Source organism: Paraburkholderia sp. SARCC-3016 (assembly GCF_031119615.1).
Classification (GTDB): Bacteria; Pseudomonadota; Gammaproteobacteria; order Burkholderiales; family Burkholderiaceae; genus Paraburkholderia.
In genome coordinates this window covers 218,072-241,977 of sequence record NZ_JAVHZD010000001.1, presented here as the reverse complement: position 1 = coordinate 241,977, position 23,906 = coordinate 218,072, and the positions used below count along the sequence as shown (strand labels likewise).

General features: G+C 63.7%; 23 protein-coding genes. 13 read left to right on the top strand and 10 right to left on the bottom strand.

Annotated elements, in window-relative coordinates; translation table 11 throughout:
- The first annotated feature begins 20 nt into the window (after window positions 1-20).
- From kdsB to QYH69_RS01055, 3 genes are all read left to right on the top strand, one after another.
- Window positions 21-863: a 3-deoxy-manno-octulosonate cytidylyltransferase gene (gene kdsB / locus QYH69_RS01065; RefSeq protein ID WP_308830332.1), complete on the top strand. Its 843-nt coding sequence runs from the start codon at window positions 21-23 to the stop codon at window positions 861-863.
- 353 nt (window positions 864-1,216) lie between these two features.
- Window positions 1,217-1,882 carry an adenylate kinase gene (gene adk / locus QYH69_RS01060; protein WP_308830076.1) on the top strand — a complete coding sequence of 222 codons (666 nt, stop codon included), beginning with the start codon at window positions 1,217-1,219 and terminating at the stop codon, window positions 1,880-1,882.
- Between the two features lie 267 nt (window positions 1,883-2,149).
- Window positions 2,150-2,908, top strand: coding sequence for a 3-hydroxyacyl-CoA dehydrogenase (locus QYH69_RS01055; RefSeq protein ID WP_308830075.1), 759 nt, complete (start codon window positions 2,150-2,152; stop codon window positions 2,906-2,908).
- A 159-nt stretch (window positions 2,909-3,067) separates the two neighbouring features.
- Here QYH69_RS01055 and QYH69_RS01050 read toward each other — a convergent pair whose 3' ends face one another.
- Window positions 3,068-3,910 (bottom strand): SirB1 family protein, encoded by an 843-nt coding sequence (locus tag QYH69_RS01050; protein WP_308830331.1) that lies wholly within the window; start codon window positions 3,908-3,910, stop codon window positions 3,068-3,070.
- A gap of 5 nt (window positions 3,911-3,915) precedes the next feature.
- Window positions 3,916-5,466 carry a murein biosynthesis integral membrane protein MurJ gene (gene murJ / locus QYH69_RS01045; protein ID WP_308830074.1) on the bottom strand — a complete coding sequence of 517 codons (1,551 nt, stop codon included), beginning with the start codon at window positions 5,464-5,466 and terminating at the stop codon, window positions 3,916-3,918.
- 375 nt (window positions 5,467-5,841) lie between these two features.
- On the opposite strand from murJ, the gene rpsT reads away from it, so the two are divergent.
- Complete coding sequence (gene rpsT, locus QYH69_RS01040; RefSeq protein WP_075155918.1) at window positions 5,842-6,120, top strand: 30S ribosomal protein S20; 279 nt, start codon at window positions 5,842-5,844, stop codon at window positions 6,118-6,120.
- Between the two features lie 229 nt (window positions 6,121-6,349).
- Here rpsT and QYH69_RS01035 read toward each other — a convergent pair whose 3' ends face one another.
- On the bottom strand, window positions 6,350-6,685 hold the full coding sequence (locus tag QYH69_RS01035; protein ID WP_075155917.1) for a DUF3579 domain-containing protein: 336 nt from the start codon (window positions 6,683-6,685) through the stop codon (window positions 6,350-6,352).
- A gap of 518 nt (window positions 6,686-7,203) precedes the next feature.
- Here QYH69_RS01035 and argF point away from each other — a divergent pair.
- Window positions 7,204-8,133 (top strand): ornithine carbamoyltransferase, encoded by a 930-nt coding sequence (gene argF / locus QYH69_RS01030; protein WP_308830073.1) that lies wholly within the window; start codon window positions 7,204-7,206, stop codon window positions 8,131-8,133.
- Window positions 8,134-8,294: 161 nt separating this feature from the next.
- On the top strand, window positions 8,295-9,524 hold the full coding sequence (locus QYH69_RS01025; RefSeq protein WP_308830072.1) for an argininosuccinate synthase: 1,230 nt from the start codon (window positions 8,295-8,297) through the stop codon (window positions 9,522-9,524).
- A gap of 189 nt (window positions 9,525-9,713) precedes the next feature.
- Here QYH69_RS01025 and murB read toward each other — a convergent pair whose 3' ends face one another.
- Window positions 9,714-10,811: a UDP-N-acetylmuramate dehydrogenase gene (gene murB / locus QYH69_RS01020; protein ID WP_308830071.1), complete on the bottom strand. Its 1,098-nt coding sequence runs from the start codon at window positions 10,809-10,811 to the stop codon at window positions 9,714-9,716.
- A 293-nt stretch (window positions 10,812-11,104) separates the two neighbouring features.
- On the opposite strand from murB, the gene QYH69_RS01015 reads away from it, so the two are divergent.
- Window positions 11,105-11,590, top strand: coding sequence for a YajQ family cyclic di-GMP-binding protein (locus tag QYH69_RS01015; protein WP_075155912.1), 486 nt, complete (start codon window positions 11,105-11,107; stop codon window positions 11,588-11,590).
- Window positions 11,591-11,668: 78 nt separating this feature from the next.
- Here QYH69_RS01015 and plsY read toward each other — a convergent pair whose 3' ends face one another.
- On the bottom strand, window positions 11,669-12,319 hold the full coding sequence (gene plsY, locus QYH69_RS01010) for a glycerol-3-phosphate 1-O-acyltransferase PlsY (RefSeq protein WP_308830070.1): 651 nt from the start codon (window positions 12,317-12,319) through the stop codon (window positions 11,669-11,671).
- A gap of 119 nt (window positions 12,320-12,438) precedes the next feature.
- Window positions 12,439-12,930 (bottom strand): Cys-tRNA(Pro) deacylase, encoded by a 492-nt coding sequence (gene ybaK / locus QYH69_RS01005; RefSeq protein ID WP_308830069.1) that lies wholly within the window; start codon window positions 12,928-12,930, stop codon window positions 12,439-12,441.
- Between the two features lie 239 nt (window positions 12,931-13,169).
- Here ybaK and QYH69_RS01000 point away from each other — a divergent pair, with 239 nt between their 5' ends.
- Entirely contained in the window at window positions 13,170-14,717 is a 1,548-nt protein-coding gene (locus QYH69_RS01000; protein WP_308830068.1) for an AMP-binding protein, read from the top strand.
- 64 nt (window positions 14,718-14,781) lie between these two features.
- Here the strand turns inward: QYH69_RS01000 and xerD are convergent, their stop codons facing one another.
- From xerD to queG, 3 genes are all read right to left on the bottom strand, one after another.
- Window positions 14,782-15,726, bottom strand: a complete 945-nt coding sequence (gene xerD, locus QYH69_RS00995) for a site-specific tyrosine recombinase XerD (RefSeq protein WP_308830067.1) — start codon at window positions 15,724-15,726, stop codon at window positions 14,782-14,784.
- Window positions 15,723-16,193: a methylated-DNA--[protein]-cysteine S-methyltransferase gene (locus QYH69_RS00990; RefSeq protein ID WP_308830066.1), complete on the bottom strand. Its 471-nt coding sequence runs from the start codon at window positions 16,191-16,193 to the stop codon at window positions 15,723-15,725. The genes xerD and QYH69_RS00990 overlap by 4 nt, the downstream gene beginning before the upstream one ends.
- A gap of 117 nt (window positions 16,194-16,310) precedes the next feature.
- A complete protein-coding gene (queG, locus tag QYH69_RS00985; RefSeq protein ID WP_308830065.1) occupies window positions 16,311-17,648 on the bottom strand; it encodes a tRNA epoxyqueuosine(34) reductase QueG in 1,338 nt (445 codons plus the stop codon).
- Window positions 17,649-17,665: 17 nt separating this feature from the next.
- Here queG and QYH69_RS00980 point away from each other — a divergent pair, with 17 nt between their 5' ends.
- The 4 genes from QYH69_RS00980 (at window position 17,666) to trxA (ending at window position 21,824) form a co-directional block, all read left to right on the top strand.
- A complete protein-coding gene (locus tag QYH69_RS00980) occupies window positions 17,666-18,253 on the top strand; it encodes a tRNA (adenosine(37)-N6)-threonylcarbamoyltransferase complex ATPase subunit type 1 TsaE (protein WP_308830064.1) in 588 nt (195 codons plus the stop codon).
- On the top strand, window positions 18,235-19,815 hold the full coding sequence (locus QYH69_RS00975; protein ID WP_308830063.1) for an N-acetylmuramoyl-L-alanine amidase: 1,581 nt from the start codon (window positions 18,235-18,237) through the stop codon (window positions 19,813-19,815). The genes QYH69_RS00980 and QYH69_RS00975 overlap by 19 nt, the downstream gene beginning before the upstream one ends.
- A gap of 97 nt (window positions 19,816-19,912) precedes the next feature.
- The gene (locus tag QYH69_RS00970) at window positions 19,913-20,788 is read left to right on the top strand and encodes a pirin family protein (RefSeq protein ID WP_308830062.1); all 876 of its coding nucleotides are present in this window, start codon (window positions 19,913-19,915) and stop codon (window positions 20,786-20,788) included.
- 187 nt (window positions 20,789-20,975) lie between these two features.
- Window positions 20,976-21,824 (top strand): thioredoxin, encoded by an 849-nt coding sequence (gene trxA, locus QYH69_RS00965; protein ID WP_308830061.1) that lies wholly within the window; start codon window positions 20,976-20,978, stop codon window positions 21,822-21,824.
- Between the two features lie 49 nt (window positions 21,825-21,873).
- Here trxA and QYH69_RS00960 read toward each other — a convergent pair whose 3' ends face one another.
- Window positions 21,874-22,734: a tRNA threonylcarbamoyladenosine dehydratase gene (locus QYH69_RS00960; protein WP_308830060.1), complete on the bottom strand. Its 861-nt coding sequence runs from the start codon at window positions 22,732-22,734 to the stop codon at window positions 21,874-21,876.
- Between the two features lie 333 nt (window positions 22,735-23,067).
- Here QYH69_RS00960 and pdxH point away from each other — a divergent pair, with 333 nt between their 5' ends.
- The gene (gene pdxH, locus QYH69_RS00955; protein WP_308830059.1) at window positions 23,068-23,706 is read left to right on the top strand and encodes a pyridoxamine 5'-phosphate oxidase; all 639 of its coding nucleotides are present in this window, start codon (window positions 23,068-23,070) and stop codon (window positions 23,704-23,706) included.
- Window positions 23,707-23,906: the final 200 nt, after the last annotated feature.

Genomic DNA, 23,906 nt, shown 5'->3' with positions numbered 1-23,906 from the left:
GCGGTTCAGTGAGCAGTTCAATGGGCGGTTCGGCAAGCGGTTCCCCAAGCGGCTCATCTGCCGCCGCCCCGCCGTTCATCGCCGTCGTTCCGGCCCGCCTCGCTTCCACCCGCTTACCGAACAAGCCGCTCGCCGATCTCGGCGGCAAGCCGATGGTTGTGCGCGTCGCCGAACGCGCGCGCGAGTCGGGCGCACAGCAGGTGCTGATCGCGACCGACGCGCCGCAAGTGTTCGCGGCGGCACGCGAACACGGCTTCGATGCGGTGCTGACGCGCGCCGATCATCCGTCGGGAACCGACCGGCTTGCCGAAGTCGCAGTGCAGCATGGATGGAGCGACGAGACGATCGTCGTCAACGTGCAAGGCGACGAACCGCTGATCGATCCGGCGCTCGTGCGCGGCGTTGCGTCGCACCTCGCGGCGAGCGAAGGATGCGCGATCGCGACGGCCGCGCATCCGATCGCCGATCCGATGGAAGTGTTCAATCCGAACGTCGTGAAGGTCGTGCTCGACGCCCGCGGCGTTGCGCTTTACTTCTCGCGTGCGCCGATTCCATGGGCGCGCGACGCGTGGCAACCGCCCTCGCCGGCGCAGTTGCCCAATCTCGCCGAAATGCCGGCGCCGCCTGCGTCCGCGACCGTCTACCGGCATATCGGCCTCTACGCTTACCGCGCGAAATTTTTGCGCGCGTTTCCGTCCCTGACGCTTTCGCCGATCGAGCAAACCGAAGCGCTCGAACAGTTGCGCGCGATGTGGCATGGCGAACGGATCGCGGTGCTCGTCACGCCCGATACGCCGCTGCCGGGTGTCGATACACCGGCCGATCTGGCGCGCGTGCAGGCGCTTTTCGGATCGTCCGCGTAAAAACCCATGGCATAATCGGGACGGTTAGCGAACCACCGGCAAGGCCGTTCGCTATTGCAGTGTCCCGCTTGTGCTGCTTGTGCCGCATGTTCCGCTTGTGCCGCTTGTGCCGCTCGTCCGCTCGTTGTGCAGTCCACCTTCGTATGCTGCAGCGCCGTCGCGCATGGCGCGTGACGTGCAGCGCGGCTTCCGGTCCGTCTGAGTACCGCGCGGTGGCTTAAGGGCGAGACCGCGGGCAAGGCAACCGTCGAAGCAGCGGACGCCGCAGCAGAGGCACCGGGAAAAAAGCAGTGCGACGAGTGCGGATGCGCTGCGGGCCGAACAGAATTCACATACAGATCTGGAGATATCACATGCGTTTGATCCTGTTGGGCGCGCCTGGAGCGGGCAAGGGCACCCAGGCGAACTTCATCAAGGACAAGTTCGGCATTCCGCAGATTTCGACGGGCGACATGCTGCGCGCGGCGGTGAAAGCGGGCACGCCGCTCGGCGTCGAAGCGAAGCGCTATATGGACGCCGGCGAACTCGTTACCGATGAACTGATCATCAACCTCGTGAAGGAGCGTCTGCTCGAGCCCGACTGCAAGAACGGCTACCTGTTCGACGGCTTTCCGCGCACGCTGCCGCAAGCCGAAGCGATGAAGCAGGCGGGCGTCGCGATCGACTACGTGGTCGAGATCGACGTGCCGTTCGACGAGATCATCGTCCGCATGAGCGGCCGCCGTGTGCACGCGCCGTCGGGCCGCACGTATCACGTGAAGTTCAATCCGCCGAAGGTCGCGAACGTCGACGACGTGACCGGCGAGCCGCTGATCCAGCGCGACGACGACAAGGAAGAAACCGTGCGCAAACGTCTGGATGTCTATGTCGCGCAGACGAAGCCGCTTATCGATTACTACCAGGCCTGGGCGCAGAAAGGCGATCCGTCCACCACGCTCAAAGCGCCCGCATATCGGCGTATTTCGGGGCTCGGCACGGTCGACGAGATTCGCACGCGCGTGTTCGATGCATTGAAGTAGGCATACAGGCATCGCCCGCGCATGCAGCTATTCGCGGAAACCGCCCCTCAGTGGGCGGTTTTTTGTTGCCGCGATCTATCGCAACCACGGCCGGTTTTGATCAGATATCCAAATCATTGTCGGGCGACTCGTGCGGCAAGTTGCCGAACGCGGTGACATGCTATACCGCCTTTTATGTGCCAACGGCACCCGCTACAATCGTTGCTCGACACGCTGCCGCAAGTCGAGCCGCAAGTCGGACGCGGCAAACCGGCCCAAGGAGAATGTATGGATATCCGCGACAACGCATTTCTGATCACCGGCGGCGCATCGGGGCTCGGCGCGGCCACCGCGCGCCTCTTCGCCGAAAACGGCGGCAAGGTCGTGCTTGCCGATCTGAATGAAGCAGCCGGTACGCAACTCGCGAAGGAACTCGGCGGCGTGTTCGTCAAATGCGACGTCACGCGTGAAGACGATGCGGCGCAAGCAGTCGACGCGGCGGCGAAGCTGGGTGCGCTGCGCGGGCTCGTCAACTGTGCAGGCGTCGCGCCGGCCATGAAAACCGTCGGCAAGGACGGCCCGCACTCGCTCGACGCATTTTCGAAGACCATCGCGATCAACCTGATCGGCACGTTCAACATGATCCGCCTCGCCGCCGCCGCGATGGCGAAACTCGAACCGAATGCGGGCGGCGAGCGCGGCGTGATCGTCAATACGGCGTCCGTCGCCGCTTTCGACGGGCAAATCGGCCAGGCCGCCTACGCTGCATCGAAAGCGGGCGTCGCCGGCATGACCTTGCCGATCGCGCGCGATCTGTCGCGCAACGGCATCCGCGTAATGACGATTGCGCCTGGCATCTTCGAAACGCCGATGCTGCTCGGCATGCCGCAGGAAGTGCAGGATTCGCTCGGCGCGATGGTGCCGTTCCCGCCGCGTCTCGGCAAACCGGTCGAATACGCGCTGCTCGCCAAGCAGATTTTCGACAACCCGATGCTGAACGGCGAAGTGATTCGTCTCGACGGCGCGATACGCATGCAGCCGAAGTAACTAAAGCAACGGTCGCCACGCACTGCCTGTCGCCGATGCGTAAATGAAAACCGAAAAAGAAAAGCCTGCAGACGAAATGTTTTCGCCTGCAGGCTTTTCTTTCCATTCTTCTTCGCGTCTTCGTGTTTTCGCGTTTTTCGTGTGACGGAACGGCCGCCGTCAGTCCCGATCGTTATGCTGCGTGCGCTGGCGAATTTCCTCGAGTTGCGATTCGACGACCGTTGCATCGTCGGCGTCGGGCCGGTCGCCGAGATAACGCTCGAGATCTTCGAGCGCGGGCCGCAGATAGTCGAGCCGCGCATAGGCGAAGCCGCGGTCGCGCACTTCCTCGATGCTGTCCGGCAGCAGAATCACGAGCCGCTGCTGCACCGCGAGCAGACGCTGCCAACGCTCGGTCTGCAAATAGGTGGACTTCAGATTGCGTAGCATGCGCGCGATGATCTCGCGGCGTGTCGCCGGCTGCAGCAGCATGCGCAGCGCGCGGCCGACCGAGTCGCCGGCCTTCGCGACATACGGCTCGAGCATCTCGACCATTTCCGATTCGGACAATGAGTGTCCGCTGGTCGGATCGAGCATCACATCGCCCTCGGGCGTCGTCACACGCAACAGGAAGTGCCCCGGAAACGATACGCCACGCACCGGAATATCGACCTGGCTCGCAATCTCGAGATACAGCACCGCAAGCGAAATCGGAATTCCGCGCCGCCGCTTGAGCACGACGTTGAGGTGACTGTTGTCGGGATCGTAATAGTCGTTGACGTTGGCCGCAAAGCCGAGTTCGCGAAAGAAGAACCGGTTCAGAATGCCGACTTTCTGCTTCACGTCGGCATCGTCGGGCATGCGCCGCTGCAGACGCAACACCAGTTCGTCGATCTCCGCGAGCGTGCCCTGCAGATCGAGATCGGGGTAGGCGTCCTGCGCGAGCGAAAGCGCTGCTTCCGTCAGCGGAAGGCTTTCGTCCTCGGCGACAAGCGTGCTGAAATAATCGAGAACCCGCGTCATCGTGATCACTTCACTCGCCTTCTGAAATACGCGTATTTGAAGCCCATCAGCCACAGCATACCGAAATATAGCGCGGCGAACAGAACGAGGCATGCGCCGAGCAGCACGATTCGCATGAGCGGCGTGTCGTGCATGCCGATCCAGTCGAAGCTCGCGGAAAGCCATCGCATCACGCCGGCCAGCACGAGACACGCGCCGAGCAGTTGCACGAAAAAGCGTGTCCACCCGGCCGACGGCATATAGATGCCCCGACGCCGCAAGCCGATGAACAGAAACAACGCGTTCATGCAAGCGCCGAGCCCGACCGACAGCGTGAGCCCCGCATGCGAGAAAATCGGCACGAAGACATAGTTGCATGCCTGCGTGAAGACCAGCACGCCGATACCGATCTTGACCGGTGTCTTGATGTCCTGCTTTGCATAAAAGCCCGGCGCGAGAATCTTGATCAGAATCAGTCCCACGAGGCCGACGCCGTACGCGGCCAGCGCGCGCCCGACCATCACGACCGCGTTGCCGTCGAACTTGCCATAGTGAAAGAGCGTCGCGGTCAGCGGCTCGGCGAAAAAAAACAGCGCGACCGCGCTCGGCGCGGCGAGCAGGAACGTCACGCGCAAGCCCCAGTCGAGCAGCGCCGAATACTCGTGCGTGTCGGCATCGACGTGCGCTTTCGAAAGACTCGGCAGCAGGATCGTGCCGAGCGCGACGCCGAGCAGCGCGGTCGGGAATTCCATGAGCCGGTCTGCGTAATTGATCCACGACACCGCGCCCGGCCCGATATGCGACGCGATATTCGTGTTGATGATGAGGCTGATCTGCGCCACCGAGACGGCGAACATCGACGGCACCATCTTCGCGAGCACGCGCTTAACGCCGCGATGCGCGAGCGCGCGAACCGGATTGAGCCCGAAGCGCGGCAGCATGTCGATCTTCTTCAACACCGGCAGCTGCACGACGAATTGCAGGATGCCGCCCGCGATCACGGCCCACGCGAGCGCATAAACAGGCGTGCGCAGATGCGGCGCGACGAACACCGCCGCGAAGATGAACGCAACGTTGAGCAGCACCGGCGCGAACGCCGGCATCGAGAAGTGCTTGTAGGTATTGAGCACGCTCGATGCAAGCGAGGTCAGCGAGATAAAGACGATGTACGGGAACATGATCCGCGTCATCGTGACCGCGAGTGGGAATGCATTGCCGTCGGTGCGCAAGCCCGACGCGACGACGAGCACGACCCACGACGCAGCAGCAACGCCGAGCAGCGACAGAACCACGAGCACCCACGCCAGCACGGTCGAGGTCGCGTCGACGAGCGCCTTCGTCGCGTCGTGGCCCTGCTGGTTCTTGAACTCGGCGAGAATCGGCACGAATGCCTGGGAGAATGCCCCCTCGGCAGAGATGCGGCGCAACAGGTTCGGAATGCGGAAGGCGACGTAGAACGCGTCGGTGTATTGACTGGCGCCGAACGCGCGGGCGATCAGCGTCTCGCGGGCCAGTCCGGTCACGCGGGACAGCAGCGTGAAGCCGCTGACCGTCAACAGGGCTCGGAATAGATTCATGGGGCGCTTATTATACGGGTCCGTCCGGAGGGAAGAGCGTGTCGAAACGCGATTCGGACCTGTCCGCGAGCAGGACGTTCGCTATAAACGCTCGCTCGGGGCGTGATTTCGGCAGGAATTTGCATGCCTTGTCAGGAGGGCGGTTCTATTGCTATAATCGCCCGTTTCGAAGCTTGCCTCCCCTCTTTCGCCTATCCGGCATGAAAGGTGGGCATAGGCCAATCTTCGCGTCGTTGTCGTACCTCGAATCAGATCGACGCTCGCGGGCAATCGCTTCCGCGGGTTGCATCCAGAAGCAGCGCCGGGTCTCCCGACGGCCATCGGTCAGTCGAATGGGCCGGCACTGGAAACAGGAACAGGATAAGGAACCACGTCATGGCTAACACCAAACAAGCACGCAAGCGCGCCCGTCAGGCCGCCAAGGCCAACTCGCATAACTCGGCGCTGCGCTCGAAGTTCCGTACGGCAATCAAAGCCGTGCGCAAGGCAATCGACGCCGGCGACGCAGCGAAGGCTGCTGAAATTTTCAAGGCATCGTCGAAAACCATCGACATCATTGCCGACAAGAAGATCGTTCACAAGAACAAGGCCGCTCGTCACAAGAGCCGCCTGGCTGCAGCCGTCAAGGGCCTGCAAGCCCCCGCAGCACAGTAAATTCGCAAGTCCTGCCAACCCGCGTCATGCGGGTTGCTTCCTGTTTCCGCTGCTACATTGAAGCCCGCCTCGGCGGGCTTTTTTGTTGGTCGCGCGGTATGGGTCCGCGCAGCGGGTCCGGCTGTGGATCGAGACGCAGGTCATACGCTGCAAGAAAATTCGCGGATGCGGCTCGCTCGGGCATAAAAAAACCCGCTATGCGGGTTCCGGGTTCGACCGGATCTGATCCTTAGAACGTTCTGCCTTGCTGTGTCCCGTGATGCGGCGGCAATTCGCACGCTTCGGTGACGACGAGATCGTTGTCTTTCGCGAAGTTCATCACGAAGTCAAACGCCATCGGCTCGATATCGCGCAACCGGGAGTCGAGGATCACGCACTTGAGGTCGCCGAGGATGGTTGGCCGCACGTACAGCGAATATTGCAGGCGCGCATTCGGCCCCCTCGCCCCCGGACCGAAACCCGACATCACGCCAGCGAGACGCTCCGACCAGTCGCTCGGCCGAAACTTCTTTCCCGTGCTGGTGATGCCTTGAATGAAGAACTCGGTTGGGGGTGTGTCGGCCATGTAGGAAACCCTGAGTGACTGCCCAGCGGAGCGCCAACGGAAAAGCTACCTGAGACACGACCACGCGAGATCCATACGCGTATCTGATGCGTACGATACGCTTGAAATGTTCATCGCAACGCTTTGGCGTGTCGTGGCCAGCTTCGAGGCCAGCTACGTGGCCACCTTCGAGGTCACCTATCCGCACCTGTCAGGCCCGACCCCGCGTGCACTGCACCGTGCACTCACACGCCGCGTCTTATCTGTAAGCCGTGTTCCGCAAGCATGGAGCCTGCCTGCTGGGCTTTGAAAAACCCGTCGATTATAGCGCAGCGAGCCTTTTTCCGCACTGCACACAAGACTTTCGCGAACGATTCGGCAACAATTTTCTTACGGTCCGGGTAATCGGCCAGCTGGCCGGTCACGGGGTCGGCTGACTCGTCAAACCTTGGAAAATCCTTTATGCTGCATTGACTTATCACAAACGACGGCGGCGCCGTCCGGCTTTCGAGGCCGGGTGAACCCGCCGTATTTGTTTCATGACCGCCAAAACTATCCGCCACTATTTGCAGTTCAAGGACTTCTCGCTCGACGACTATGAATACGTGCTCGAACGCGCCCGCATTCTGAAACGCAAGTTCAAGAACTACGAAACCTATCACCCGCTGCACGACCGCACGCTCGCGATGATCTTCGAGAAAAACTCGACGCGCACGCGCCTGTCGTTCGAAGCGGGCATCTTCCAGCTTGGCGGCCATGCGGTGTTCATGAGCACGCGCGATACGCAACTGGGCCGCGGCGAACCGATCGAAGACGCCGCGCAAGTGATCTCGCGGATGGTCGACATCATCATGATCCGCACGTTCGGCCAGGACATCATCCAGCGTTTTGCCGAAAACTCGCGCGTGCCGGTAATCAACGGCCTCACGAACGAATATCACCCGTGCCAGGTGCTGGCCGATATCTTCACGTACTACGAGCACCGCGGGCCGATTCGCGACCGGACGGTCGCGTGGGTCGGCGACGCGAACAACATGCTGTACACGTGGATCGAGGCCGCGCAGATTCTCGGTTTCAAGCTGCGCCTGTCCACGCCGCCAGGCTACAAACTCGACCGCGCACTCGTTGCATCCGAAAGCGCCCCGTTCTATCAGGAGTTCGACGATCCGCACGAAGCCTGCGCCGGCGCCGATCTCGTCACCACCGACGTCTGGACCAGCATGGGTTTCGAAGCCGAAAACGAAGCGCGCAAGAAAGCGTTCGCGGACTGGTGCGTCGATGCCGACATGATGGCGCGCGCCAATAAGGACGCGCTCTTCATGCATTGCCTGCCCGCGCATCGCGGCGAGGAAGTCAGCGCGGAAGTCATCGACGGCTCGCAAAGCGTCGTCTGGGACGAAGCGGAAAACCGTCTGCATGTGCAGAAGGCGCTGATGGAGTTTCTGCTGCTCGGCAAGCTCAATCACTGAGCTTCGGCGTCAACCGGAGGCACGCCGCCGCAGCGGCAGCGTCCCTCGCACCCGTCACCGCCGTCCAAAACGCGGGACATGCATCGGTTTAGTGTCAAAATAGCGATTTTCCGCGCTCCGGGGCCGCCGGCGCGCACTAGTCTTCCAGCTACGAGTCCATCATGAGCGATATCAAGAAAGTCGTGCTCGCCTATTCGGGCGGCCTCGACACCTCCGTCATCCTGAAGTGGTTGCAGGACAACTACGACGCCGAAGTCGTCACGTTTACGGCCGACATCGGTCAGGGCGAAGAGCTGGAGCCGGCGCGCAAGAAAGCGCTGCAACTCGGCATCAAGCAGGAAAACATTTTTATCGACGACTTGCGCGAAGAGTTCGTACGCGACTTCGTGTTCCCGATGTTCCGCGCCAATACGATTTACGAAGGCGAGTATCTGCTCGGCACGTCGATCGCGCGTCCGCTGATCGCGAAACGCCAGATCGAAATCGCGCGCGCGACGGGCGCACAGGCGGTATCGCACGGCGCGACCGGCAAGGGCAACGACCAGGTCCGCTTCGAGCTCGGTTATTACGCGCTCGAGCCCGGCATCAAGGTCATCGCGCCGTGGCGCGAATGGGATCTGCTGTCGCGCGAGAAGCTGCTCGCCTACGCGGAAAAGTCGGGTATTCCGATCGAGATGAAGCACAAGCAAGGCGGCGCGCCGTACTCGATGGACGCAAACCTGCTGCATATTTCGTTCGAGGGCCGCCACCTCGAAGACCCGAAGGCCGAAGCCGAAGCGGACATGTGGCGCTGGACGGTGGCGCCGGAAGCAGCGCCGGACCAGCCCGAGTTCGTCGATATCGAGTACGATCACGGCGACCCGGTCGCGCTGAACGGCAAACGCCTGTCGCCGGCCGAAATGCTGACCGAACTGAACCGCCTCGGCGGCAAGCACGGCATCGGCCGTCTCGACCTTGTCGAAAACCGCTATGTCGGCATGAAGTCGCGCGGCTGCTATGAAACGCCGGGCGGCACGATCATGCTGAAGGCGCACCGCGGCATCGAATCGATCACGCTCGACCGCGAAGTCGCGCATCTGAAAGACGACCTGATGGCGCGCTACGCCTCGCTGATTTACAACGGTTACTGGTGGAGCCCGGAGCGCCGCGCGATTCAGGTGCTGATCGATCATACGCAGGAAAAGGTCAACGGCTGGGTGCGCGTCAAGCTGTACAAGGGCAGCGTGTCGGTCGTCGCGCGCGATTCGAAGGACACGCTGTTCGACAAGACCATCGCCACCTTCGACGACGACGGCGGCGCGTATAACCAGGCGGACGCCGGCGGCTTTATCAAGCTCAATGCGCTGCGGATGCGGATCGCGGAAAATGCGCGTCGCAAACGCGACGCGTAGTACTTGCGCTTAAGGCTCGGTGTTTCGTTAAACCCGCGCTGAAGCCTCCCAAAAGAGCGCCGATGCATGGACGTGCATCGGCGCTTTTTATTTCTCGCTTATTGTTCGTTTTGTTTTTCGCTTCACGCGCGATTCGTCCGGGTCCGAAGCGGCGGGTTTAGCGGATCTCGCACGCCCGCCCCGCTACCCTCAGATAAAAATCGGCTCAGGCTCGAGATCGATACCGAAGCGCCCGGCGACGTCACGCTGAATCGCCGTCGCAAGCGCAAGCACGTCGGCGCCTGTCGCGCCGCCGCGGTTGACGAGCACCAGCGCCTGACGGTCGTGAACGGCCGCCGCGCCAAGCGTGCGCCCCTTCCACCCGCAACGGTCGATAAGCCAACCCGCTGCCAGCTTTACGCGCCCATCGGGCTGCGGATACGACACCAACGCCGGCTCCCGCTCGAGCAGCGCATCGAATTGCGCCGCATCCACGACGGGGTTCTTGAAGAAGCTGCCGGCATTGCCGAGTGTGAGCGGGTCCGGCAGTTTCGCGCGGCGCACCCGGACCACCGCATCGAAAATCGCCTGCGCGCCCGGCGTGGTAGCGGCAGCGTCCGCGGCCGCGGCCGCGCTTCCATAAACGTTGCCACTGCCGTGCTGTCGAGCGGCCAGCTCTCGCGCAACATCGGCATAGCCGGCGCGCGGAGTCCACGCCTTCGGCAACCGGAACCTCACCGAGGTGATCACGAAGCGATCGCGCCCTTCCCGCTTGAAGAAGCTATCGCGATAGCCGAACCGGCACGCGCTTGCGTCCATTTCGACGGTCTCGCCGGACGCGAGATCGACCGCGCGCAGCGAGGCAAAACGCTCGGCCATTTCGAGCCCGTATGCACCGATGTTCTGAATCGGCGCCGCTCCGACCGTGCCGGGAATCAGCGCAAGATTCTCGAGCCCGGGCAAACCGTGCGCGAGCGTCCATGCGACGAACTCATGCCAGTTCTCGCCGGCCGCCGCCTCGACCAGCCAGGCATCGGCGTCTTCACCCACGACGCGCCGGCCGCGCAGCGCGATCAGCAGCACGAGCCCGGCGAAATCGCGCGTCAGCACGACATTGCTGCCGCCGCCCAGCACGAGCCGCGGCAGCCCCGCCGCGCGCGGGTCGCGCACGGCCGCGAGCAACTGGTCCTCGCGTTCGATCCGGCACGCCAGCTTTGCACGCACGTCGAAGCCGAAGGTGTTGTGCGCGCGCAGCGGATAGTCGGCCAGAAACAGGACGGAGCCGGGGACGGAGGCGGTTTCAGACATCGGGGCAGGAATCGGCAAGGTGTCGGACTAACGGATATCGGCGGATTTCGGGCGGTTTCAGGTGCGTTTCGGAACGGTTGAAGTCTTCAGGAGCGCTTCGGCATGAACCCGGCGCCGAGGCTGGCCGCCACGAAAATCGATATGCAAAGCCACAACGGCGACGTGCGAACCTTGGGCAAACTTGGGCAAACCAGAAGGCGTCGGTAAAATGACATCGGTTCGTGATTATAGCGAGTGCATCGCGTGCGCCCGGTGGGCGGCATGGGGGCACCGCGGCACTATGGGAGAAAAAGATGCCATCGTTCGACGTCGTCTGCGAAGCCAACATGGTTGAGGTGAAGAATGCGATCGAGCAGTCGAACAAGGAAATTTCGACGCGTTTCGACTTCAAGGGATCCGATGCACGCGTCGAGCAGAAGGAACGCGAGCTGACTGCGTATGCCGACGACGAGTTCAAACTCGGCCAGGTGAAGGACGTGCTGCTCGGCAAGATGGCCAAGCGCAGCGTCGACGTGCGCTTCCTCGACTACGGCAAGATCGAGAAGATCGGCGGCGACAAGGTCAAGCAGGTCATCACGATCAAGAAAGGCGTGTCGGGCGACCTGGCGAAGAAAATCGTCAAGCTCGTAAAAGACAGCAAGATCAAGGTCCAGGCGAGCATTCAAGGCGACGCTGTGCGCGTGACCGGCGCCAAACGCGACGATCTGCAAAGCGTGATCGCGATGCTGCGCAAGGACGTGACGGATACGCCGCTCGACTTCAACAACTTCCGGGACTGAGCGCGCGCAGCACGGTCAGCCTGCCGCGGCCTCGAAGTCACGGCTTCACGGTTAGGGCTTCGCCGCCACGGCGTGCGTTTAGGGCTTGTGTGGCCCCGTGCCGCCAGCCGCGCCGGCCGCGGCCTCTTTCTTCTTGTCGCCAATGCGGCTTTCCTTGCCCGCCACGAGCTTCGCGATGTTCCCACGATGACGCCAGACCAGCAGCGCGCTCATCGCCACGACGGCAAGCGCAATTACGTTCGCACCGAACAGAAAGCCGTCGAAAAGCGGCGCGAACACGGCCGCACAAATGGCCGCGAGCGACGAGTACCGCGTGAAGAACGCGACGATGAGCCATGTCAGAAGCGTCGCGACGCCGAGTATCGGGTTGATCGCGAGCAGCACGCCCGCCGCGGTCGCCACGCCCTTGCCTCCTTTGAAGCGGAAGAACACCGGATAGAGATGGCCGAGGAACACGGCGATGGCGGCAATTGCGACGGCCGACTCGTCGAGACCGAAGCGCGCACTGAAATGTCCGACGAGCCACACGGCTACCCAGCCCTTGAACGCATCGCCGATCAGCGTGAGCACCGCGGCCTTCTTGTTGCCGGTGCGCAGCACATTCGTCGCGCCAGGGTTGCCGGAGCCGTATGAGCGCGGGTCGGCGAGCCCCATCGCCGCGCTCACGATCACGGCAAACGACACCGAGCCGATCAGATAGGCCACCACGGCGACAATCAGGTTTTCCATGTCGAAACTCATTTAGGAATGACAAAGCGCGATGCCCCGCATTCGGGACGGCGCACATTCTACCGAAGCTCGCAGCGGCGGTCTGCTCGAGCGGAACGCGCATGCGTGGTCCGCGCTGCTCAATCGACGCTCGCGCACTGCACCGGCTGCGCGCGAAGCAATCTGGTCACCACCGACGGCTCGATACTGACGAGAAACCCACGCCGCCCACCGTTGATCCATATCTGCTCCAGTTCCAGAATGGACGACTCGACGTAGACCGGCATCGTCTTGCGCGTGCCGAACGGTGAGGTACCGCCAATCAGATACCCCGAGTGCCGGTTCGCGACGTCGGGCTTGCATGGCTCGACGCGCTTCGCCCCGATCTGCCGCGCGAGGTTTTTCGTCGATACCGTGCGGTCTCCGTGCATTAGCACGATCAGCGGCTTCGCGTGCTCGTCTTCCATCACGAGCGTCTTCACGACGTGATGCTCGTCGACGCCAAGCTGACGCGCCGATTCCCCCGTGCCGCCATGCTCGACGTATTCATAGGGATGCTCGCCGAATTCAACGCCGTGGCGACGCAGGAACTGCGTCGCGGGCGTCTCGGACACGTGTCTGGATTTGCTCATCCGGGGGATTGTAATGTCGGTCTGCCGTGACGCGCCATCTGCCGAATGGCCAGGATTGTGCGGTCTTGGCGCCTATGGCACGATTTTCCGCGATTCGTCGGTGGAATGATGAAGGGCCGCTGGTGTTTCCCAGCTGTCCCTGCCCTATCCGCCTCGCCGCAAGGAGATCCGCATTGAGTCATTCGCCGCACCCGCCGTCCGCGTCTGCATCAGGGACGACCGCCCCACATCAGGCACCCGTGAAGGTCGCTATCGATGCCACGGCGCTCGTCGCATCGCTGCCTGCGCGCATCGCCGACATTCCGGCGCGCGGTGCCGCACGCGACCCTGAGCATCTGGCGCTGATCGAAGATGGGCGGCGTCTTACCTATGCGCAACTGACCGCCGCCACGAACGAAGCGGCCGCACGCTTGCGCGAACTCGGCGTGCGCGGCGGCGACCGCGTGATGATCGTCGCCGAAAACTGCACTACGCAAATCGTGCTGCTGTTCGCGGCAGCGCAACTCGACGCCTGGGCGCTGCCATGCAACGCGCGGCTCGCGCCGGCGGAACTCGATGCGATCGTCGCACATGCGAGGCCGCGCCTGATTGCGTTCGCGACGGACCTGTCGCCCGATGCCGGGCGGCACGCGCAGCGCTGCGGTGCGCAACGCGCATCGGTGCTTGAAACCGATATCGGCGCGTGGTCGTTCACACTCGATGCAACTGCGTCGGCCGAGCCTTTGGAATCCGCGGCAGAACGTCAATGCGCGGCGCTGATTTACACCACCGGCACGACGGGCGCGCCGAAGGGCGTGATGCTGTCGCATCGAAATCTGCTTTTTATCGCGGCGATGTCGAGCACGCAGCGCCGCGTCGGTCCAGGCGACGTGGTGTACACGGTACTGCCGATCTCGCATGTGTATGGGCTCGCATCCGTGTGCCTCGGCAGCCTGTACGCAGGGGCCACCTTGCGGCTCGCGCCACGCTTCGCGCCGCAGGCCGTGCATCACGCGCTCGCGGAACAACGCATCTCGATCTTCCAGGGCGTGCCTGCGATGCATGCAAAACTGCTCGAGTATCTGCAGACACAACGCCTGCCGTGGCGCGCGCCGCGCTTGCGCTTTGCGTACTCGGGCGGCTCGCCGCTCGATGCGGCTTTGAAAGCGCGCGTCGAAAATGTGTACGGCGTCGCGCTGCACAACGGTTACGGGTTGACCGAGACCAGCCCGACCGTCGCGCAAACGATGCTCGATGCACCGCGCGCCGATTGCTCGGTCGGCCCGCCGATTCCAGGTATCGCCGTGCGCTTGATGTCGTCCGATGGGATCGATGCCGCGAGCGGCGAAATCGGCGAGCTATGGGTGCGCGGCCCAAACGTGATGCTCGGCTACTATCGCGACGCCGCCCTGACGCGCGCCGTCATCACCGACGATGGCTGGCTCAAAACCGGCGACCTCGCGCGGCAGGACGCCGACGGCGCACTGCATATCGTCGGGCGCAGCAAGGAGTTGATCATCCGCTCGGGCTTCAACGTCTATCCGGCGGAAGTCGAGCAGGTGTTGAACGCGCATCCGGATGTCGTGCAATCGGCGGTGATCGGCCGACCGGCGGCCGATGGTAACGAAGAAGTGGTTGCGTTCGTCGAACTGGCGGCCGGCGCGCGCGTGTGGCCGGAGCAACTGGTCGAATGGTGCGGAACGCGGCTTGCGCCATATAAGCGGCCTGCCGAAGTCAAGCTGCTCCATGCGCTGCCCGCGGCATCGACAGGCAAGATACTGAAGCACAAGCTGCGCGAACTGGCGTAGGCAAGACCGACGCGCGCGCCACCTGCTCCCCCGGCACGACCCGGCACGACCCGGCACCACCCGCTCACCCTCGCGGATGATGCGCCGCATGCAGCGACCTCAACCGCTCGCGCGCGACGTGCGTATAAATCTGCGTCGTCGAAATATCGGTATGCCCGAGCAGCAGCTGCACGACGCGCAAGTCCGCTCCGTGATTCAGCAGATGCGTCGCGAACGCGTGTCGCAACGTATGAGGCGACAGCGGCGCATGCACACCGGCCGCCGCCGCATGGCGCTTGATGATGTTCCAGAACTGCTGGCGCGTCATGCCCTCCGCGCGCGCCGTGACGAAGAGCGCATCGGCCGGGCGCGCGCCCAGCAGCGCCGGCCGCGCATCGCGCAGATACCGCTCGATCCAGCCGTGCGCCTCTTCGCCGAATGGAATCAGCCGCTCTTTCGCACCCTTGCCCAACACACGCACGACGCCCTCGTTGAGACCGACCTCGACGGTCTTCAACGTGACGAGCTCGGTCACGCGCAAGCCGCTCGCATACATGAGCTCGAGCATCGTGCGGTCGCGCAAACCAAGCGGCGTATCGATATCGGGTGCACTGAGCAGCGCCTCGACCTGCGCTTCGGTCAGCGTCGACGGAAAACGCGGCGGTTGTTTTGCCGAACGGATGCGCAGCGTCGGATCGGCGGACGCGCGATGCTCGCGCACCGCCCACGCGTAGTAGCGCCGGAATACCGACAGGCGCCGGTTCGCGGAAGTCGACTTGTCTTTCTGGCGTACCGCGCTATAGGCGGTCAGGTCGGCCTCGCCGGCCGTGTCGAGCGAGGCACTGCGCGTCGCCGCGAGCCATTCGGCGAACAATCGCAAATCGCGCCGATACGCATCGAGCGTGTTACGCGACAGGCCATGCTCGAGCCACAACGCGTCGCAGAACGCATCGATCGAGGCGCTGCTCGACTGGAACAATGGCGATGCCACCGGGGCGCCCGTCGAGTCGGTGGTTACGGCGTCGCTCATAGGTCACTCACGCCTTCGTGAGCAAGCAGCCAGCGCTTGACCTTGCGGTAATAGCCATCGTCGCCGTGATGCGCAAAGCCGCCGATGCCGCCCGACGCAACCACTCGATGGCACGGAATGACAATCGGGTGCGGGTTCGACCCGCAGGCCTGGCCGACTGCGCGCGGCACGCTGCCGATCTCTTTCGCGAGCTGTCCGTAGGTCAGCACGGCACCGGGCGGAATCGCGCTGATGCCCCGCCACACGCGCTGCTGGAACGCCGTGCCACGCGCGGCGAGCGGCAAGTCGAATGTCGCCGAGGCGCGCTCGAGATACCGCTCGATCTGCCTGACCGCTTCCTTCGCGAGCGCCGTGTCGGGCTCGACGGTTTGCTCGGAGGCCGGCAGATAGACGATCTGGCGCACATGGCCTGCTTCGACACGAATGCCGATCTTGCCGAACGGTGCATCGATCACAGCGTTGTACATGATGAACGTTTCCTCCTGAATGCCGCGCCTGTTACGCGCATCATGCGCGAGCGCGCCGGCACGCGACAGCGACCCTCGCACGCTTCGGCCCTTCCACCGCTCGCGAGCCTCGACACGCTACGCCGCCTCCAGCGCCCATTGCACGTGCTCGCGCACGAGCGGCGAGGAATCTTCGGCGCGGCCGCGCAGCGCATCGACAATACCGGCACGCACATGCGGCGCAAGCGTGGCCGGGTCCGCACGCAGCGCATTGCCCATGCCGACCGCGAGATTGCGCAGCCAGCATTCGTAGCCGATCCGTCGAATCGCGCTGCCTTGCATCCGCGTATCGAAATCGGCCGCGCTCCAGCCGAACAGCTCGGTCAACGAGGCGCGTTCGAGCCCGTGCCGCACATCGAAATCCGCGACCGGCGCCGCCTTCGCGAACTTGTTCCACGGACACACGAGCTGGCAGTCGTCGCAGCCGTAAACACGATTGCCGATCAGCGGCCGCAAATCCTCGGGAATACTGCCCTTCAGTTCGATCGTCAGATACGAGATGCAGCGTCGCGCATCGACCTTGTACGGTCCGACGATCGCGCCGGTCGGGCACGCCTCGATGCAGCGCGCGCAGTGGCCGCAATGCGCACCCGCGGTCTGCGGCGCGCGCTCGGGCGCGCTTTGCGCGTCGGTCGGCAGCGGCAGATCGACATAGATCTCGCCGAGAAAGAACAGCGACCCCGCGTCGCGCTGCAACAGCAGCGTATGCTTGCCGCGCCAGCCGACGCCGGCTTTTTGCGCGAGTTCGACCTCGAGCACGGGCGCCGAATCGGTGAACACGCGAAAACCAAAAGGACCGATTTCGGCCTCGATGCGTTCCGCCAGTTGCTGCAGACGGTTACGCATCACCTTGTGATAGTCGCGGCCGCGCGCGTAGATCGACACGACGGCCGCCGCCGGATCGGCAAGGCGTGCGTACTCGCGACTGCGCCAGTCAGGCTCGCCTGGCACTGCTGCGCGCTGTTTCCCGCTGAGCGTCACGCTCGGTGTTCGACCCGCAGCACCGGCCGGTTCGGCGCTGACGTACCCGTTTTCACCGCCGCTTTCACCGCCCTTTCCGGCATCTGTCGAAGCAGGCAAATAAGCCATTCGCGCGGTAATCACGCGTAGCGTTCCGGCCACAAGCTCGGCAGGCCGTGCACGTTTCATCCCATGTTTGGCCATATAATCCATCTCGCCGTGCCAGCCCGCGTGAAGCCATGCCGCGAGGCCCGCTTCGGCATCCGCGAGGTTCGTATCGCTGATACCCACCTCGCCGAAACCCAGCTCGCGTCCCCACGTCTTGATGCGCGACGCGAGCGCAGCCAGCGCGGCTTCATCGGCTGCATCGAAAGGATGTGGAAGACGATGTGTCGCGCGCGGGCCGCCGGTGGAGTCGGGCGTGCCGGAAACGGGATGCTGCTGGCTTCGGTCCATCACGTCATTTTACGAGAATGCCCGTTCAACCCGATCACGCGACACTGCCTGCTGCCGACGTCCTGCTCGAGCGCACCACGATGCTCGCGGACGAAGCCGCTACCGCGACGTTCGGCGAACGATTCGCGCGCGCGCTCGAAGCCGTGCGCAGCGAACGGCGCATAGGCAAGCACGCGTTCAAGGGTTTGCAGGTGCAACTGATCGGCGACCTCGGCGCCGGCAAGACCACGCTCGTGCGCGCCACGCTTCGCGCACTCGGTCACACCGGCCGCGTACGCAGCCCGACCTATACGCTCGTCGAGCCTTATACGGTCGAATTGCCCGACACGGGGTCCAGCGCAGAGCCCAGCGGCAATGCCGGCAGGGAACTCGCGGTCTATCACTTCGATCTGTACCGTTTCAACGATCCGGCCGAATGGGCCGATGCGGGCTTTCGCGAATATTTCGACAGCGGCGCGATCTGTCTCGTCGAATGGCCGCAGCGTGCAGGCGCTTTGCTCGGTGTGCCGGATCTCGTCTTCTCGCTCGAAGTGGAAGGCGACGGACGCAGGTTGACCGCCCGGGCGTATAGCGAACCAGGAAAAGCATGTCTCGAAAGATGTTGATCAAACCGTTCCGCTCGATCGAATCCGCCGCCACCGCTACGCACAACTGGCGGCGTCGCCAGATTCTGCGTGCCGGCGCCTCGACCCTCGTACTGGGCCTCTCGGTATCGGCGCCGCGCCTCGCATGGGCAAGCTCGGTGCTCGGCGTGCGCGTCTGGCCCGCGCGCGACTACACGCGCGTGACGATCGAATCGGACCAGCCGCTGCAGACGAGCCAGCAATTGCTGCAAGGCCCGGACCGGCTCGTCGTCGATCTGAACGGTCTCGACCTCGACCAGGCGCTGAAAGACCTCGTGTCGAAGATCGCGCCGAACGATCCGCAAATTCAATCGGTGCGCGTCGGTCAGTATCAACCGCATGTCGTGCGGATGGTGTTCGACCTCAAGGGCTCGGTGAAGCCGCAAGTCTTTACGCTGACGCCGGTCGGCTCGTACAAGTACCGGCTCGTGTTCGACCTGTACCCGGCCGTCGCGCCCGATCCGCTGATGGATCTGCTCGCGCAGACCGAACGCAAGGAGCAGCGTCTGCAGGAGCAAAGCGCGCCGCCGAATGCGACGCTGAACGGTCCGTCGTCGCCGCCCGCCTCGGCGGACAACAGCGACGCGTTCTTCCAGAAGTACGCGCAGAACGACACGCCCGCGCCTTCGGGACCGTCCGCGGCGCCTGGCGCGCCGCTCGCGCCGCGCACTCAAGCGCAGGCGCAGGCCCGCATCAACCCGGCACCGACACCCGCACCGCACGCGAAGCCGGCGCAGCCGCCATCGGCCCTCGCGCGCAACGACGACAACGGCGCGGACAGCGACGCCGAGGACACCTACACCTTCACCACGCCGAAGGGCAAGAGCAACACCGTGCGGCTGCTGACGGTCGCGATCGACCCCGGCCACGGCGGCGAAGATCCGGGCGCGATCGGCGGCGGCGGCACGTACGAGAAGCACGTCGCGCTCGATATCGCGAAGAAGCTGCGCGCGAAGATCGACGCGCAGCCGAACATGCGCGCAATGATGACGCGCGACCAGGACTTCTTCGTGCCGCTCAACGTACGCGTGCAGAAGGCGCGGCGCGTCGGCGCGGACCTCTTCGTGTCGATTCACGCCGACGCGTTTACGACGCCCGAAGCACACGGTTCATCGGTGTTCGCGCTGTCGGAGCACGGTGCATCGAGCGCCGCGGCGCGCTGGATGGCGAACAAGGAGAACTCGTCGGACCAGATCGGCGGCATCAATATCAAGTCGACCGACGCGGCCGTGAACCGCGCACTCTTCGATATGTCGACCACTGCCCAGATTCGCGATTCGCTGCGCTATGGCACCTTCGTGCTGAAGGAAGTCGGCGAGGTCAACAAGCTGCACAAGGGCTCGGTCGAGCAGGCCGGGTTTGCGGTGCTGAAGGCGCCCGATATTCCGTCGATCCTCGTCGAGACCGCATTCATCAGCAACCCGGACGAAGAGCGGCGCCTCAATGACGACGCGTATCGCGACCGCATGGCAAACGCGATCATGAACGGCATCAAACGCTATTTCGCGGCGAACCCGCCGCTCGCGAAGAGCCGGATGACGTAAGCGCGAAGCGGCGCATGCCGACGCACGCGATGCCTGCGTGATGGAACCTCGGGCAGTAGAATGACCATCCCGCCCCCCTGACCGAGCGTCCGTCACCATGTCCTCATCGATCAAAGCGGTTCTGAAGCCCCACTTGCGCGATATCGGCAACCTCGCCGTGCGCCGCGTGCTGCCCGCAATGGCCGCACGGCTCGTCGGCCCGTTCATCTTCTTCGATCACATGGGCCCGGCTACGCTGCCGGCCGGCACCGGCCTCGATGTGCGTCCGCATCCGCATATCGGACTCGCCACCGTCACCTATCTGTTCGACGGCGCGATCATGCATCGCGACAGTATCGGCTCGGAACAGAAGATCGTGCCAGGCGACGTCAACTGGATGACGGCCGGCGCCGGCATCGTTCATTCGGAACGCACGCCCGACGAAGAACGCGCACGCGGCTCGCGCGTGCACGGCATTCAGACCTGGGTCGCGCTGCCGCTCGCCGACGAAGACTGCGCGCCGTCATTCGAGCATCATGCGGCGCATACGCTGCCGGAGTTCGAGCGCAACGGCGTGACGCTGCGCGTGATTGCCGGCACCGCGTTCGGCCACACCGCGCCTGCGCGCACGTTCTCGGGCACGCTGTACGTCGCGGCGCGCTTCGCGCCTGGCGGTGCGCTTGCGCTCGAGCCCGAACACGACGAACGCGGCGTCTATCTCGTCGAAGGCGATCTGTCGATCGACGGCACACCGCTCGAACCGGAGCAGATGGCCGTGCTCGCGCCCGGCGAGACGGTAACGCTCGCGAGCCGCGACGGCGCGACCGTCATGCTGCTCGGCGGCGACAAACTCGAAGGCGAGCGCTTTATCGAATGGAATTTCGTCTCGAGCTCGCGCGACAAGATAGAACGCGCGAAAGAGGCGTGGACGAATCAGCAAATGGGCCAGGTGCCCGGCGAAACCGAATGGATTCCGCTGCCGGTGAGGAAGTAAGCCTGGATGAGCGCAAGCGGCGCTGGAACCTGTCTCCGAACGCGGCAAGGCAAGCCGCTTGCTAGTCATACGATCTTGAATCGGCGCTTTTTGCCTACAATTAATTCCCGCATTTTCATGCGCCCGTTTCACGCGCCCGTTTCATGCGCCCGATTAACCTGCTGAACAGTTTGACGACGAGGATGCGATGGACACCACGCTGGCCACTTTCGAAAAAGACGTAATCGCCGGTTCGACGCTCGTGCCGGTGCTGGTCGACTTCTGGGCGCCATGGTGCGGGCCTTGCAAGAGCTTGAGCCCGATGCTCGAGCGGCTCGAAGCCGAATATGACGGCAAATGGAAGCTCGTGAAGGTCAACGTCGACGAAAATCAGGAACTCGCCGCGCACTTCCAGGTGCGCAGCATCCCGCACGTCGTGGCGTTCGCCGATGGCCGCCCCGTCGATCAGTTTATCGGCGTGCTGCCCGAAGGCCAGTTGCGCGCGTTCCTCGACCGGCTCGTGCCGAACGGCGCAGAAGCGGCGCGCGCCGCCGCCGCTGCGGCTGTTGCGGAAGGCCAACGCGACACGGCTTACGATTTCCTTAAAGAGGCGCTCGCGCTAGATCCGGGCTTTGAAGACGCGCGCATGGACCTGATCGAGCTGCTGCTCGCGGACAGCCGCGTCGACGAAGCGAAACAGCAGATCGGCCTGCTGTCGCCGAAAACGACGCAGGGCATCGATGCGCGCTTCAACGCGATCAAGACGCGCCTCGATGCGCTCGACGCCGCAGCCGACCTGCCGCCAACCGATGCGCTCGAAACGAAAGTGGCCGAGCATCCGGACGATCTCGAAGCGCGCTTCGATCTGGCGAGCGCATTTATCGCGCGCCATAAATACGAAGGGGCGCTGGAACAGTTGCTTGAGATCGTCAAACGCGATCGCAACTTCCGCGAGGACATCGGCCGCAAGACGATGCTGTCGGTGTTCGATCTCGCGGCACACAACCCGGAGCTGGTGGCGAAGTGGCGGCGCAAGCTCAGCGCGTCGCTGTTCTGATTTCGCCGCGCGGCCTTCTCAACACTTAAGCAGCGGCTCGAGCTGCCGGTTAAACCGCAACCCGCTGCGCAATCGCGCGCAGTACATATGAAACGGCCGCGAGCCCAAAGCTCGCGGTCACGCAAACGCTCGAGCCGAATCCCGCGCAGTTGAGCCCAACCGGCCCTGCATGCCCCGGCGACGTCGCGACATGCTCGGCTTCTTCGTCGATATCGCAAACGGCGACTTCCGGGTAGATCAGCGGCTCGTCCGAATAGACGGCGCTGACCTTGAACTTCGCCTTCGGCCCGCGCGGAAAGCCGTGCTGCTTGCGCAATTGCGCGCGCACCTTGGACAGCAGCGGATCCTGAATGGTCTGCGCGAGGTCGTCGATGCGAATGCGCGTCGGGTCGAGTTGCCCGCCCGCCCCGCCTACCGTGATGAGCGGCTGTCCACGCTCGACGCACCATGCGATCAGCGCGGTTTTGGTCCGCACGCTGTCGATCGCGTCGATCACATGATCGAAGCCGCCGCCCAGCACCTTGTCGAAATTGTCGGGTTCGATAAAGTCTTCGATCACGCGCACGTCGCATTGCGGATCGATCAGCGCGATGCGCTCGGCCATCGCATCGACCTTCGGCTTGCCGTAGTTGCCGTCGAGCGCGTGAATCTGCCGGTTCGTATTGCTTTCGGCGACGTTGTCGAGATCGACGAGCGTCAGCGTGCCGATCGCGCTGCGCGCGAGCGCCTCGACAGCCCACGACCCCACGCCGCCGATGCCGATCACCGCCACATGCGCGCGCTCGAATGCCGCAAGCGCCGGCGCGCCGTAGAGCCGCGCAATGCCGCCGAAGCGCCGCGCGCGATCGGCTTCAACACCGGTGTGGCTGGTAGTAACATCGATAGGCGCGGCGACGTGAGAGGCTGACATGATCGGCTTGAGATTAGGCAAACTGCGCCGGCTCATGGAAGCAAAAGCCGGCGCGAAAACGAAGGCCAAAACATACGCAAAAGCGCGCGAAGGCTCTATTCTGCCTGATCGGGCAATGGCCGATTTCCGTGCCCCGCTGCTGCGCTGGCCAGTCCAGCCGCGGATGTGCCGATGCGACGCAGCGGCTCGTATCGCGTCGGCGGTCGCGCCTTCGCGAACGCCCGGTTTTACCGATCATTTCCGCGCCACAGTAAACAGACTTATTGATCGGGTTGGCTACAAGAAAATGCGTCCTTCGCTATACTGGCCCCACTGTAGCGCTTGCATAACAACATGAGCTCACTTGCTGAACTTCGAAAAAACTATTCACTCGGCTCGCTGGACGAAGCCGATCTGGATCGCAACCCGATCCGCCAGTTCGAAAAGTGGTTTGCTCAAGCGATCAAGGCCCAGTTGCCCGAGCCGAATGCGATGACGCTCGCCACCGTCGACTCGCGCGGCCATCCGTCGGCACGTATCGTTCTGATCAAAGGCGTCGATTCGCGCGGGTTCGTCTTCTTCACCAATTACGAGAGCCGCAAAGGGCGCGAGATCGCGGATAACCCGCGCGCGAGCCTGCTGTTCCACTGGATCGAGCTCGAGCGCCAGGTGCGCATCGAGGGCAGCGTCGAAATGACGAGCGCAGCGGAGAGCGATGCGTATTACGCGTCGCGGCCGCTCGAATCGCGAATTGGCGCATGGGCATCGGAACAAAGTCAGGAAATTGAAAGCCGCGCCGCACTCGAGGCCCGCGAACGCGAAATTATCGCGCGATATGGCGACCATCCGCCGCGCCCGCCGCACTGGGGTGGCTATCGCGTGGTGCCCGAAGCGATCGAATTCTGGCAAGGCCGGCCTTCGCGGCTGCACGACCGGATGCGCTATACGCGCGACGGCAGCGGCGCCTGGCGCATCGCTCGCCTCGCGCCATGAATACGACCGCGAAGGTGGCCGCGAAGGTGGCCGCGCATGTGGCCGCGCATGTGGCCGCGCATGTGGCCGCGCATGTGGCCGCGCATGTGGCCGTGATGTCGTCCTGATCTCAAGCTTTACATAGTAAGACCGGCAATACCGGCAAGAGGGCGCGGCTGCAAGTATTTGCAAGCAGCCGCATACGCCGTCCGGATCGCGCT